The organism is Lysobacter korlensis (assembly GCF_042434515.1).
In genome coordinates this window covers 312916-326637 of the sequence record NZ_JBHLTG010000001.1, presented here as the reverse complement: position 1 = coordinate 326637, position 13722 = coordinate 312916, and the positions used below count along the sequence as shown (strand labels likewise).

Genomic DNA, 13722 nt, shown 5'->3' with positions numbered 1-13722 from the left:
CGTTCCGCTGGGTCGGCCACTGATCCATTCACAGCGCACAGTCGGCCACGGCCGGCTGTGCGCTCCTGCTGTCGTGCGATCGGCGCAGGGGCCCGATTTACCTGTCCGGGCGCGAAGCGCCTGCAGGCCCAGGCGACGGGGCGCGATGGCATGGGCCGCATTGCTCGGCTTGAACGCCGCCACGAGCCAGCCGCTTCCGGCACCTAGCCACCTTCTCAAACGGCCGGGCAGCCTGAGCCATACATGAGTGTGGAGAGAGGCTCGGGCTTACGGTCCCGACGAGCGCTTGTGTGGGCAGTGGAGTTGTCACCACGGCGTTAGAGACGCCCGCGTCGAATAAGGCCCGAAGCTGCGTTAAGGTTGCTGACCCAAGCGTTTCAGCGGTAGGCCTCGGTGCGGATACGCCGGACCAAAGACGGCTGACACCGATCTGTTTCAGTGTCCCCGGGCACCCCGGCCCCCGCTGCAAAAGCCAAGACGGCTGCGCCCACCGGTGCAAACGTATGCACCCTCGTTTAATGGGTGCCTTGGCTAAGCTGACAGACAACCTCTACGGGACCGTGCATGAATCGCCAGCCTGCCTCGCTGTTTACGATCTTCGGCGCTACCGGTGACCTGGCGCAGCGCATGCTGCTGCCGTCGCTGTACAGCCTCGAGCGCGAGGGGATGCTGCCGGAGGGGCTGCGCATTCTCGGCACCGCGCGCAGCGAGCACGATGATGGGAGCTTCCGCAATGCGGTGGCCGAGGCGATCGCGCGCTTCATTCCCGAGTCCGAGCGCAACGAGGACTGCCTGGCACGGCTGCTGGCACGCGTGCATTACCAGGCCGCGGCGCTCGGCGATGCGGCCTCGTTCGAGGCGCTCGGCCAGCGCCTGCATTCGCTGCGCGACGAACGCGACGTGGTCTATCACCTGAGCACGGCGCCGCGCTTCTACGCGCCGATCTGCGATGCGATCGGTGCGCAGGGCCTCGGCGGGCCGGGCACGCGCGTGCTGCTGGAAAAGCCGATCGGCCGTGACCTCGCCAGTGCGATCGCGATCAACGATGGCGTGGGCCGCGTGTTCGACGAGGAGCGGATCTTCCGCGTCGACCATTACCTCGGCAAGGAAGCGGTGCAGAACCTGCTCGCGCTGCGGTTCGGCAATGCATTGTTCGAGCCGCTGTGGAACACCCGCCACGTCGAACAGGTGCAGATCACGGTGGCCGAGACCGTGGGCGTCGAAGGCCGCGGCGATTACTACGATGAATCCGGCGCGATGCGCGACATGGTGCAGAACCACCTGTTGCAGCTGCTTTGCCTGGTCGCGATGGAGCCGCCGACGCATTTCGAGCCGACCGCGGTGCGCAACGAGAAGATCAAGGTGCTGCGCTCGCTGCGCGCGATCGGCCGTGACGAGGTCGCGCGCGAGACCGTGACCGGGCAGTACACGGCCGGTGCGGTCGCGGGCAAGGCGGTGCCCGGTTACCTGGAAGAACTCGGCCGCGCGAGCACGACCGAAACCTTCGTTGCGCTGCGCGCGCACATCGACAACTGGCGCTGGCGCGGCGTGCCGTTCTACCTGCGCACCGGCAAGCGCATGCCGCAGCGGCGCACCGAGATCGTGCTGCAGTTCCGCTCGGTGCCGCATTCGATCTTCGATGCGGGCGCCTCGAAGCTGGCACCGAATGCGCTGGTGATCCGCATGCAGCCCGAGGAGCACATCGAGCTGCGGCTGATGAACAAGACGCCTGGGCTGGACCGCCACGGCCTGCAGTTGAGCCAGGTCGCGCTGGACATGGACATGCAGGAGGAGTTCGCATCGGCGCGTCGCCGGCTGGCCTACGAGCGGCTGTACCTGGATGCGATCGAAGGCAACGGCACGCTGTTCGTGCGCCGCGACGAGACCGAGGCCGCGTGGCAATGGGTCGATGCGATCCAGGACGGCTGGCGCCGCGCCGGCATCACGCCCAAACCGTACCCGGCCGGCACCAACGGCCCGGCCAGCGCCCACACCCTGACCGAGAAGCACGGCCATGACTGGCTCGACTGACCCACGCTCCACCGGAGCACGCGCGACGCCCGAGTGGCACGAGTACAGCTCGGCCGAGCGGCTTGGCGCCGGGCTGGCGGAAAAGCTCGCGGCGATCTGTGTCGATGCGTTGAACGAACGCGCACTGGCGTGGCTCGCGCTCGCGGGCGGCCGCACGCCATTGCCGGCGTACCGGCACCTGGCCGGCATGCCGGGCATCGACTGGGGCCGCGTGGTCGCGGTGCCGACCGACGAGCGCTGCGTGCCGCACGAGCATCCGGCCTGCAACCTCAGCGAGCTCGGCAACGCGCTGCATGATGCAAACGGCATCAGCATCATCACGCTGACGCGGCCGGACGGCGATGCGGAGGCCTCGGCGATGTTCGCGCAGCGCGAGCTGAACGCACGCGCGCAGCCGTTCGATGCGGTCGTGCTTGGAATGGGCGCCGATGCCCACACTGCTTCCCTGTTCCCCGGGGCCGCACAGCTGGCGGCCGCGCTCGATCTGCAGACGCACGAGGATGCGCTGCGCATCGATCCCGATCCGCTGCCACCGGAGGCGCCATTCGCCCGCATCACGCTGACGGCGAAGCGCCTGCTGCGCACACGCGAACTGCATGTGGTGATCACCGGGGACGCCAAGCGCGGCGTGCTGGAACGGGCCCTCGCATCGGGTGACGTGCACGCGCATCCGATCGCGATCGTCCTGCAGGCGCCGCAGGCGCATCTGCACCTGCACTGGAGTCCCTGATGTCCCTGCACCCCGTCGTCGACCGCGTCACCGACCGCATCGTCGAACGCAGCCGCGCGCTGCGAGCCGATTACCTGCGCCGCATGGACGAGGCCCGCCACAACGGCCCGGCGCGTATCCGCCTGAGCTGCGGCAACCTCGCGCACGGCTTCGCCGCCGCCGGCCCCGACAAGCCGATGCTGCGCGCCGGCACCGGCGGCAACATCGCGATCGTGACCTCGTACAACGACATGCTCTCGGCCCATCAGCCGATGGAGCAGTACCCGACGCTGATCCGCGCCGCGGCGCGCGCCGCCGGTGGCAGTGCGCAGGTCGCCGGCGGCGTGCCGGCGATGTGCGACGGCGTGACGCAGGGCCGCACCGGCATGGAGCTGTCGCTGTTCTCGCGCGACACGATCGCGCTCGCCACGGCCGTCTCGCTCTCGCACGACATGTACGACGCGGCGCTGCTGCTGGGCGTGTGCGACAAGATCGTGCCGGGCCTGCTGATCGGCGCGCTGAGCTTCGGCCACCTGCCGGTGATCTTCGTGCCACCGGGCCCGATGACCTCGGGCCTGCCGAACAAGGAAAAGGCCGCCGTCCGCCAGCGCTATGCAATCGGCGAGGCCACGCGCGACGAGCTGCTCGAGGCCGAGTCCGGCAGCTACCACGGCCCGGGCACCTGCACGTTCTACGGCACCGCGAACTCCAACCAGATGCTGATGGAGGTCATGGGCCTGCACATGCCGGGCACGGCGTTCGTCAATCCGAACACGCCGCTGCGCGATGCGCTGACCGTGGCCGCGGCCGAACAGGCGCTGCGCATCACCGCGATGAGCGACGACTACCGTCCGCTTGCGAAGGCGGTCGACGAGAAGTCGATCGTCAACGCGATGGTCGGCCTGGCCGCGACCGGCGGCTCGACGAACCACGCGATCCATCTGGTCGCGATGGCGCGCGCGGCCGGTGTGGTGATCAATTGGGATGACCTCGACGAGCTGTCGCGCGTGACGCCGCTGCTGGCGCGCATCTACCCGAACGGCGCGGCGGACGTGAACCACTTCCAGGCCGCAGGTGGACTGGGCTTCGTGATCCGCGAGCTGATCGACGGCGGCCTGCTGCACCCGGACATCCTCTGCGTGCATGGCGGCGACCTGCGCCAGCAGACGCTCGAGCCCTACCTCGACGACCTGCAACTGCGCTGGCGCGAGCCGCCGGCGAAGTCGCTGGACCCGGACGTCGTGCGCCCGATGAGCGAGGCGTTCGATGCCGAAGGCGGCCTGCGCCTGCTGCAGGGCAACCTCGGTCGCGCGGTGTCGAAGATCTCCGCGGTCGGGCCCGAGTTCCGCCGCATCAAGGCGCCCGCGCGGGTGTTCGATTCGCAGGATGACCTGCTCGAAGCGTTCCGCGCCGGCACGCTGACGGGCGACTTTGTCGCGGTCGTGCGCGGCCAGGGGCCGAAGGCGAACGGCATGCCCGAGCTGCACCAGCTCACCCCGCCACTGGGCGTGATGCAGGACCGTGGCCAGCGCGTCGCGCTGCTGACCGACGGGCGCATGTCCGGCGCGTCGGGCAAGGTGCTTGCGGCGATCCACGTAAGCCCCGAAGCGCTCGACGGCGGTCCGATCGGCCGCGTGCGTGATGGCGACATTGTCGAGATCGACGCCGATGCCGGCACAATGCAGGCCCACGTCGATGAGACGACCTGGAATGCCCGCATGATCGAGACCGGTGACCTGTCACGTTATGGCTTCGGCATGGGCCGCGAGCTGTTCGCGCTGATGCGCGCGCAGTCCGGCACGGCCGAGGAAGGCGCCTGCAGCCTCTTCACGAACGATGCCGCGAAGCAGGCGGCGCTGGCCGCTTCACCGGATATCGCCGCATGAGTGCAGCGGTGCAGTACGAGCTGATCGCCGATATCGGCGGCACGAACGCCCGCTTCGCCCTCGTGGATGCCAATGCGCCCGTCACCGAGGTGCTGCACGCGCAGACCCTGCTCAATGCAGGGTTTGCGAGCCTGCAGCACGCGGCGCGGCATTACCTCGACAGTGTCGGCGTGCAGCCGCGGCGCGCGGCGATTGCGGTCGCCTCGCCGGTCGATGCCGACGAGATCCGCCTGACCAACCGCGCCTGGAGCTTCAGCCGCGGCGAGCTGCGCGAGGCGCTCGATCTGGACCAGCTGCTGCTGCTCAACGATTTCGGTGCGGTCGCCTGGGCGGTGCCCGCGCTGCAGCCGCAGGACTGCATCGCACTGCACGGCCCGCCGGGCGCGCCACTGCGCGGGCCGGTGACCGTGATCGGCCCGGGCACCGGGCTGGGCGTGGCGATGCTGGTCGGCTCGGAAGCGCGCGGCTGGCAGGTGGTCGAAACCGAAGGCGGCCACGTCACCTATGCGCCGATCGGTGACGAGGAAGCGCTGATCGCACGCTGGCTGACCGCCCACCACGGCCGCGCCTCGAACGAGCGCGTGCTGTGCGGCAAGGGGCTGTCGCACGTCGATGCGGTGCTGCGCGGCGCGACCCATGCCGATACCGGCCAGGTCGACTCACTGCGTGACCCGGCCGAGATCGTCGGGCTCGCGTTGGCCGGCCGCGACGTCGCGGCGCGGCGCGCACTGGCGCGGTTCTGCGCGGTGCTCGGCAGCGTCGCCGGCGACGCGGCGCTGATCCACGGCGCACGCACGGTAATGATCGCCGGCGGCATCGTGCCGCGCTTCGTGCCGTTCCTGCGTTCAAGCGCGTTCCGTGAGCGCTTCCTCGCCAAGGGCCGGTTCGCGGCCTATCTCGAATCGGTCGCGATCCAGGTCATCACCCATTCCAATCCCGGCCTGCTCGGCGCGGCGGTGGCGCTGCGCCAGCCGGCAAGCAAGGAGCTGCCATGACTGCCCACTGGACCACCCCCGAACTGCGCGCCGAGCGCGTGGACGCGATCCTGACCCGCGCGCCGGTCGTGCCGGTGCTCGCGATCGAGCATGTCGACGATGCGGTGCCGCTGGCGCGTGCGCTGGTCGACGGCGGCCTGCCGGTGCTCGAAGTCACGCTGCGCACCGATAACGCGCTCGAGGCGATCCGCCGCATCGCGGTGGAGGTGCCCGAGGCCGCGGTCGGCGCCGGCACGGTGCTGACACCTGTGCACCTCGATGCGGTGCGCGAGGCCGGCGGCACGTTCGCGATTTCGCCGGGCGCGACCGATGCGCTGTTCGATGCGGCCGACGCCAGCATGCTGCCGTGGATCCCGGCGGTCTCGACCGCAAGCGAGCTGATGCGTGGGCTGGAACGCGGCCACCGGCGCTTCAAGTTCTTCCCGGCCGAATCCAGCGGCGGCATCAATGCGCTGCGCTCGTTCGCCGGTCCGTTTCCGCAGGCGAAGTTCTGCCCGACCGGCGGCATCGATGCGGGCAAGGCGCCGGGCTATCTCGCACTCGGCAACGTGGTCACCGTCGGTGGCTCGTGGATGGTGCCGAACGATGCGCTTGCCGCGCGCGACTGGTCGCGCATCGGTGCGCTGGCGCGCGAAGCGGCCGGGCTGCGTACTCGTTGATTGGTTGATTGATTGAGCGACCGACGGCCGGGCAGGCGATGATTCGCCTGCCCGCCCTGCGACTCAGCGCGCGCCGGCCGCCACGTGCGGCGTCTGCCGCGGCGCGAGCAACCGGCTGCCACCCCACATCACCGCGATCGTCGCGACCAGCGTGATGAACATCAGGTGGATGTAGTGCAGCGGGCTCCAGACGAACGTGAACACCGAATACAGCGCGACGCCGAACAGCAGGCCGCCACGTAGCGCGCGCGGATCGAGATTCGAAAACAGCACGGCGACCACGAACGCGGCGAGCACCGGCATCGAGTACAGGCCGTTGAGCTGCTGCAGCGTCGCGATGATGCTCTGCGAATGCTGGTACAGCGGCACCATCGCGACCGACACCACGGCGAACACCAGCGCGACGATCTGGCCGATGCGGCGAGCGTCCGCGTTCGGGTTGATCTTCGTCAGGTGGATGTCGCAGGTGTAGAGCGCCGCGGCCGAATTCAGGCACGAGTTGAAGCTCGACAGCACCGCGCCGGCGATCACCGCCGCGAACGCACCGGACATCCAGCCCGGCAGCACGTCGCCGACCAGGCGCCCGTACGCGACGTCATCCACGTCGCCATAGAGCTTGAACGCGATGATGCCCGGCAGCACGACGATCAGCGGAGTCAGCAGCTTGAACGCGGCCGCCGCGTAGATGCCCTTCTGCGCCTCGCGCACGGAGCCGGCGGCGAGCGCGCGCTGCGCGATCACCATGTTCGTGCCCCAGTAGAAGACGTGGATGAACACCATGCCGGTCAGCAGCGTGTGCCACGGGATGTCGGACTGCGTGCTGCCGACCAGCGTCCAACGCTCGGCCGGCACGCCCGACAGGTCCCAGCCGACTGCATGCATCGCGAACGCGGTCACCGCGATGCCGAGCACGAGCAGCCCAAGGCCGTTGTAGGTGTCGGAGATCGCGATCGCGCGCAGCCCGCCGAACGCGGCGTACGCAAGGCCGGCGAGCGCGAACAGGATCGCGATCGTCAGGATCGACAGGTCAACGCCAAACATGGATTTCATGAACACCGCGCCGGTGTAGAGCACGACCGGCAGCAGGATGAACATGTAGCCGAGCATGAACAGCACCGACACCGCGCGGCGCAGGCCCGGGTCACCGAGGCGGCGCTCGAGCAGCTCGGTCGTCGTGGTGCACTTGTAGCGGTAGTACATCGGCACCAGCACGTGGGCGAGGATCAGCAGGCCCGCGGCCGCACCGAACTCCCACCAAGCCACCAGCATCGCCTGCGCGCCGTTCATGCCGACGATCTGCTCGGCACTGAGGTTGGTCAGCAGCAGCGAGCCCGCGATGAACGGCCAGGCCAGCGTGCCGCCGGCGAGGAAGTAGTCCTTGGACTCACTCGCGCCTCGCGGTTCGCGCCGGCATCGCCACCACGTGGCGAGCGCGACGAGCGCCGTGAGACCGAGAAAGACGGCAAGCTGGATCGGGTCGATGCGCATGGCAATGCTCCTGGGCGGCCGGCGTCGATCTTCATGCGGCGCCGGCCGCCGCGCAATAAAAAAGGGCCCCCGCGGTTCGCTTGAACCGACAGGGGCCCCGGGGTCAGCCGTTTACAGTTCCGAGCCGGCTCAGAACCGGTAGTTCAGACCGAGCAGGTAGGTGCGGCCGTATTCGAAGTACTTGCGGGGACGGTCCTCGCGGTTGTCGAAATTGCCACGGAACGGCTCGTTCTCGAGGTTGTTGACCTGCAGCAACAGCGACAGGTTCGCGAGCGGGCCCTCTTCGAACTCATAACCGAGCTGCAGGTCGGTGACGCCTTCGCCCTGGAACTGCTCGAATGCGCGGTCGCCGCCGAAGCCCTGCACTTCACCGAGGAAGCGGGAACGGCGCCGGTGGCTCACGCGAGCCGAGAAGCCGAAGCGCTCGTAGTAGACCGTCGCGTTCGAGATGTGCTTCGACAGGCCCGGGAACGTGATCGGGTCTTCGCCCTCGAACGGAACCACCTCGCTCTCGACGTACGAGTAGTTCGCCTGAATGCCGAACCCTTCGAGCGGTGCCCAGAACATATCGAACGGCAGCGACACGGCCAGCTCATAGCCCTGCAACTTGCCGCCGTCTAGGTTCACGGGCGTCGTGTACGGCCCGATCGGCGACGTCGGCTGCGGGCCGGTGACGCCCGGGGGAATCGGCAACTGGCTGAAGTCGAATGGCGTGCGCACTTCGAGCACGTAGGTGCTGAAGTCCTTGTAGAACACGCCAGCGCTGAAGTAGCCGCGATTCTCCGCGAAATACTTCTCGTACGAGAGGTCGTACGCGTAGGCCTCGTACGGCAGCAACTCGGGGTTGCCGCCGCCGCCTTCGAACACCACGCACGGCGCCGTAAGGCCCAGCGCCTGGCAGGTCTCCTGGTTCGTCTGGTTCGGGTTGATGCTGAAGCCTGCGTTTGCGCGCAGGAAGTCCATACGCGGGCGGGCCAGCTGCTTGCCGGCGCCGAACCGCACGAGCTGGTCGGCGGGCAGTTCGAAGTTGAGGTTCAGGCTCGGCAGGTAATCGGTGTAGTTCGCGCCGCGGGTTGCCGGCTGATCAAGCGTGACGCCCTGGAACGTGGACACACCGCTGGAGCTCTGCTCCACGTTAATGGCCTGCACGCCCACGTTGCCGCGCACGCGGACGGCGCCGACGTCGAAGTCGAGGTTGCCCTGCACGTAGGCGGTGACGATGCGCTCGTCGACTTCCCAGTTCTTCTGGTTGATGTCGCCGTTGTTGACGTTTTGCCGGCGGAAATACAGCGCGTTGAACGCTTCGAGCGCGTCGTAGCCGTACAGGCCGCCCAGGTTGCCGAACGTAAAGCCCGAGTCGGTTCCGAACTGCGTCGGGATCGCGACTTCAGCGCCCGTCGCGCAGTCGGCGCGCAGGCACAGGAAGTTCTCGTTTGAAGCGCGCGACTTCGTGCGCTCGGTGAGGTTGACGCCGAACTCCAGACTGCTGAACGAGCCGGACTCGAACGTGCGCTCCAGGTCCAGACGCACCGAGTTGATCGTGTCGGTGACTTCGAAATCCTTGATGTAACCGTCCTGGCCCCAGCCGCCGGCATCGGTCAGTCGCAGGATGTTCGGGTCGGCATAGTTGAAGCCGGTGTCGAGCTCGAAATAGCCGTCCGGATTGAACGTGATGCCGACGGTGTCGCTTACCCCGGCCGGCAGACCGGCATAGGTTTCCAGAATCCGCTCGTTGCGAACGCCGCTCGAGGTGCTGACGTCCGCGTTGAGCGTCCACGCTTCGCTGAGCTTGAGGTCGTGGTTCCAGCCGAGCGAGAACAGGTCATCCTTCGCCGCGTTGTAGTCGTTGCGAATCACCGGGCGGAAGTTATCGAACGTTGCCTGCACCGCCGTGCCGTTGGCGTTGTCCGTGCGGCTGTCCGGCGCGCCCGGCGGGCCGAACACGAGACCAAACTCCATGCCGCGCTTGCGCTGGATCTTGTCGAACTTCGAGTAGAACACGTCGAGTCGAGTCGCATAGATGTCGCTCGGCTTGAACTCGAGCACACCGACGAATCCGTCGCGTTCGTTCTCGGTGTCGTTCTCGTACAGCTTGCCGCCGCCGAGCACGCCGTCAGCGTATCCCCATGCCTCGAACTGGGCCTCCTGGATCGGGTTGTTCAAGCGCGCATAGCCGAGCGCGAGGCCAACCGTGTTGTCCGCGAACTGGTCGATATACGAGATGCTGAAGCGGTTGCCGTACTCCTCGCCGCCGCGTGCATCGTTGAGATCGCCGCGCACGTTCACCGCAACGGTCTGCTCGCCGTATTCGAGCGGGCGCACGGTGCGCAGGTCGACGGTGCCCGACAGGCCCTGGCCGATCAGCGATGCGTCCTGGGTCTTGTAGACCACGACCTGGTGGATCAGCTCGGACGGATACTGGTCGAATTCGACGCCACGGTTGTTGCCGAGGCTCACCTGTTCGCGGCCGTTGAGCGTCGTCGTCGAGAAATCGCCGGAGAAACCGCGGATGTTGATTTCCTGCGGGCGGCCGCCGAAGCGCTGCGCCGTCAGGCCGGGCAGTCGTGCGATCGAGTCGGCGATCGACGCATCCGGCAGCTTGCCGAGGTCTTCAGCGGAGATCGCTTCGACGATCGCGGTCTCGTCCTTCTTGGTGTCGATCGACTTTTCGATCGCGCTGCGAATACCGGTGACCTGGACGCGGTCGAGCGTCGTCGCGGCGACTTCGGCTTCTGCGCTGACGGGGTCGGCAGGCGGGGCCTGCACCTGCGCCTGGGCGCCCGAAGCGATCATCCATGTCGCCGAAGCGAGTGCGACGCTGAGCAGATTGCGTTTGAGAACCACGGTGCTACTCCCACTGCAAAGTTTGATGGACCGGCCGTGCGGCGGGGCCACGGAATCGGGGCGACAAACCGGTGCAAAACACGCACCGCGAGCGCAGATCGATGTTAATCCTCAGTTACGCCCTGCAAGTTCCGCTGCAAACGTATTCATGCACTTCCGTGCGTTGTGCACTGCCGCAAGCCTCACACGCGTGGAATAGTTTCTGCGGAGTTGCGCCCGTAGGTCGGGCGTTTTCGCCGAGGAAGAGCCGATGCCGAGTCCAAGTTCGATGCGTGCGCTTTTGCGTGCGTGCGCCACGCCGCGCGTACGACGGGTTGCCTGTGGTGTCGCGCTGACTCTGGCCACGTCGACCGCGCTCGCAGCCGGGCCCGGCCCACTGCACGTCCCCTCGCCCGACTGGCGCGACGCGGTGATCTATTTCGCGATGATCGACCGCTTCGACGACGGCGATCCGCGCAATAACGATCAGGGCGCGGGCGAGTACGACCCGAACGACGGCGCGCGCTTCAGCGGCGGCGACTTGGCCGGGCTCGTACGCAGACTGGACTACATCCAGGGTTTGGGTGCGAGCGCGCTGTGGACCACGCCGGCGGTCGCGAACCAGTGGTGGAACACGGCCTCGGGGTACGGCGGTTACCACGGCTACTGGGCGCATGATTTCAAGTCGATCGACGCGCACTTCGGCACGCTCGATGACTACCGGGCACTCTCGCGTGCGCTGCACGGGCGCGGCATGTACCTGGTGCAGGACGTGGTGGTGAACCACGTCGCGAACTACACCGGTTATTCGGGCACGTGGGATCAGAAAGACCCGACCAGACACTTCGTCGTCCACCCGACCGCCGACGGCCGCACCGCGCCGGTGCAGGCGCCGTTCTCGCTGAACGATGTGCGCAACCCCGCGCATCGTGCGGCCGGCATCTACCACTGGACGCCGGACATCCGCGATTACACCGACCGGACGCAGGAGCTCGAGTGGCAGCTCGCCGGGCTCGACGACCTGAACACCGAAAACCCCGTCGTACGCACGGCGCTGCGCGACGCGTACGGGTTCTGGATCCGCGAGGCCGGTGTCGATGCGCTGCGCGTCGACACCGCGTTCCACGTGCCGGCGGAGTTCTTCGCCGACTTCCTGCATTCGGCCGATCCCGCTGCGCCGGGCGTGGCGAAGGTCGCGGCGGCCACCGGCCGGTCGGACCTGCTCGCATTCGGCGAAGGCTTCGGCGCCGACAAGGCGTTCGGCGACGTGCAGGCGCGCAAGCTCGATGCGTACATGCGCACGCCGGGCGGGCTGCCGGCGATGATCAACTTCCCGCTGTACGGCAGCCTGTCGGACGTGTTCGCGCGCGGGCGGCCGACCGCGGAGCTGCGCCACCGCGTCGAGTCGATGATGTCGCTGCATGCCGATCCGTGGCGCATGCCGAGTTTCGTCGACAACCACGACGTCGACCGCTTCCTCGCCGGCGGCAGCGAGGCGGCGCTGAAGCAGGCGTTGCTCGCGATGCTGACGCTGCCGGGCATCCCGGTCATCTATTACGGCACCGAGCAGGGCTTCACCGCGCAGCGCGCGTCGATGTTTGCCGGCGGCCACGGCAGTGGCGGGCGCGACCACTTCGACGCTGCGGCGCCGCTGTACCGCTATCTGCGCGACGCGATCGCGTTGCGGCGTTCGAACCCCGTACTGTCGCGCGGCGCACCGCGCGTGCTGACCGCGAACACGGCCGAGGCCGGCGCGATCGCCTGGCGCATGGATTACGACCCGGCCAGCGACACGCGCGCGCAGGCGCCCGCCGGCGAGGCAGCAACGGCGCTTGTCGTGCTGAACAGCGCCGATGCGCCGGTGCTGCTCGATCGGCTGGCGACCGGGCTGCCGGGCGGTACGGTGCTGCGCGGTGCGTTCGGCATCGATGGGATGCCGACGCGGCAGGTGGTCGGTGCCGATGGCACGCTGACGCTGGTGTTGCCGCCGCGCGGTGGGCAGGTCTGGCAGGTCGAGCGCGAACGCGTCGAAGCGCCTGCCGCGACGCCGACGCCGCAACTGGCAGCGTTGCCGGCGTCTCCGGTGACCGCGGACTTCGACGTCGGCGGGCAGGCGCCGGGGGCGCGCGAAGTGCAGCTCGTCGTCGACGGCCGGCTCGATCGTGCGAACACGATCACGGTCGATCGCGACGGCCGCTGGCAGGCGCGCGTGCGCACCGACGCGATGGTCGACCCGGCGATCGAGCATCGCGTGGTCGCGTACGACCCCGTGCGCGGCGCGGCATCTGCGTCGCAGCCATTCCGCGTCGCGCTCGACTGGCGCCCGGCCGGCGAGACGGCCGATCCGGTCGGCGATGACGCCGGGCCCGACGGCCGTTACACCTACCCGCTCGACGCCGGCTGGCGTGAGCTGCGCCCGGCCGACATCGAGCGCGTGCGCGCCTGGACCGCCGGCGGCGCGCTGCGCGTGGAGGTCACGCTGCGGGCGTTGAGCCGTGCCTGGAACCCCGCGAACGGCTTCGACCATGTCGCGGTCACCGGCTTCATCGAGCTACCCGGCCGCGACGGCGGCAGCACGGTGATGCCGCTGCAGGACGCGTCGCTGCCCGGCGGCATGCGTTGGCACCGCCGCTGGCGCGCGCACGGCTGGTCGAACGCGCTGTTCGCCGCCGACGGCGCGCGCGCAGACCATGAGGGGGCGCCGGTCGCGCCAGTCGCGGACCTTGCCGTCGACCCTGAGGCGCGCACGCTGACGTTCACGTTTCCGGCCAGCGCACTTGGCGACCCGGCGACGCTCGCCGGCGGGCGCGTGCATGTGACGACCTGGGATTACGACGGCGGCTACCGGCCGCTCAAGGCGCAGGCCGGGGCTGCGGCATTCGGCGGTGGCCAGGCGGGCGATGCGAAGGTGATGGATTCGGCGAGCGTGCTGCTGGGGCCGGCTCGCTGAGTCTGCGGCGAGTGAGGAGGCCCGCAGCTTCGGTCGACTTCGGTCGAAGTTGAGTCGATGCTGCGGCTCGGGACTGCGGCGCTTGGGCACCTGGGCACCTGGGCACTTCGGCACTTCGGCAGGGCGGCACGGCTTCCGGTCAGGTGCCTGCGGGAGCCTGCACGCAGGGTTGCGGATCGGT

The 13722-nt window shown here is 68.6% G+C and carries 8 protein-coding genes; 6 read left to right on the top strand and 2 right to left on the bottom strand.

The window, feature by feature from the left end; genetic code table 11:
• Nucleotides 1-564 precede the first annotated feature (564 nt).
• The 5 genes from zwf to ACFFGH_RS01390 are packed head-to-tail and all read left to right on the top strand — an operon-like array spanning nucleotide 565 to nucleotide 6280.
• A complete protein-coding gene (gene zwf, locus ACFFGH_RS01410) occupies nucleotides 565-2031 on the top strand; it encodes a glucose-6-phosphate dehydrogenase (RefSeq protein ID WP_386664186.1) in 1467 nt (488 codons plus the stop codon).
• Nucleotides 2015-2761, top strand: a complete 747-nt coding sequence (gene pgl, locus ACFFGH_RS01405) for a 6-phosphogluconolactonase (protein ID WP_386664185.1) — start codon at nucleotides 2015-2017, stop codon at nucleotides 2759-2761. Before zwf ends, pgl begins: the two co-directional genes overlap by 17 nt.
• Nucleotides 2761-4626 (top strand): phosphogluconate dehydratase, encoded by a 1866-nt coding sequence (edd, locus tag ACFFGH_RS01400; protein ID WP_386664183.1) that lies wholly within the window; start codon nucleotides 2761-2763, stop codon nucleotides 4624-4626. The genes pgl and edd overlap by 1 nt, the downstream gene beginning before the upstream one ends.
• Entirely contained in the window at nucleotides 4623-5621 is a 999-nt protein-coding gene (gene glk, locus ACFFGH_RS01395; RefSeq protein WP_386664181.1) for a glucokinase, read from the top strand. Before edd ends, glk begins: the two co-directional genes overlap by 4 nt.
• The gene (locus tag ACFFGH_RS01390; protein WP_386664179.1) at nucleotides 5618-6280 is read left to right on the top strand and encodes a bifunctional 4-hydroxy-2-oxoglutarate aldolase/2-dehydro-3-deoxy-phosphogluconate aldolase; all 663 of its coding nucleotides are present in this window, start codon (nucleotides 5618-5620) and stop codon (nucleotides 6278-6280) included. The genes glk and ACFFGH_RS01390 overlap by 4 nt, the downstream gene beginning before the upstream one ends.
• Before the next feature lie 63 nt (nucleotides 6281-6343).
• On the opposite strand, the gene ACFFGH_RS01385 is transcribed toward ACFFGH_RS01390, so the two are convergent.
• Both ACFFGH_RS01385 and ACFFGH_RS01380 read right to left on the bottom strand, forming a co-directional pair.
• Entirely contained in the window at nucleotides 6344-7768 is a 1425-nt protein-coding gene (locus ACFFGH_RS01385; RefSeq protein ID WP_386664177.1) for a solute:sodium symporter family transporter, read from the bottom strand.
• A 129-nt stretch (nucleotides 7769-7897) separates the two neighbouring features.
• Nucleotides 7898-10612, bottom strand: coding sequence for a TonB-dependent receptor (locus ACFFGH_RS01380; RefSeq protein WP_386664176.1), 2715 nt, complete (start codon nucleotides 10610-10612; stop codon nucleotides 7898-7900).
• Between the two features lie 250 nt (nucleotides 10613-10862).
• Here ACFFGH_RS01380 and ACFFGH_RS01375 point away from each other — a divergent pair, with 250 nt between their 5' ends.
• Nucleotides 10863-13541: an alpha-amylase family glycosyl hydrolase gene (locus tag ACFFGH_RS01375; protein ID WP_386664174.1), complete on the top strand. Its 2679-nt coding sequence runs from the start codon at nucleotides 10863-10865 to the stop codon at nucleotides 13539-13541.
• The last annotated feature ends 181 nt before the right edge of the window (nucleotides 13542-13722 follow it).

Coding starts and splice junctions, on each gene's coding strand:
- glk (WP_386664181.1), top strand. CDS start 4,623: ATGAGTGCAGCGGTGCAGTACGAGCTGATCGCCGATATCGGCGGCACG.
- zwf (WP_386664186.1), top strand. CDS start 565: ATGAATCGCCAGCCTGCCTCGCTGTTTACGATCTTCGGCGCTACCGGT.
- ACFFGH_RS01385 (WP_386664177.1), bottom strand. CDS start 7,768: ATGCGCATCGACCCGATCCAGCTTGCCGTCTTTCTCGGTCTCACGGCG.
- pgl (WP_386664185.1), top strand. CDS start 2,015: ATGACTGGCTCGACTGACCCACGCTCCACCGGAGCACGCGCGACGCCC.
- ACFFGH_RS01375 (WP_386664174.1), top strand. CDS start 10,863: ATGCCGAGTCCAAGTTCGATGCGTGCGCTTTTGCGTGCGTGCGCCACG.
- edd (WP_386664183.1), top strand. CDS start 2,761: ATGTCCCTGCACCCCGTCGTCGACCGCGTCACCGACCGCATCGTCGAA.
- ACFFGH_RS01390 (WP_386664179.1), top strand. CDS start 5,618: ATGACTGCCCACTGGACCACCCCCGAACTGCGCGCCGAGCGCGTGGAC.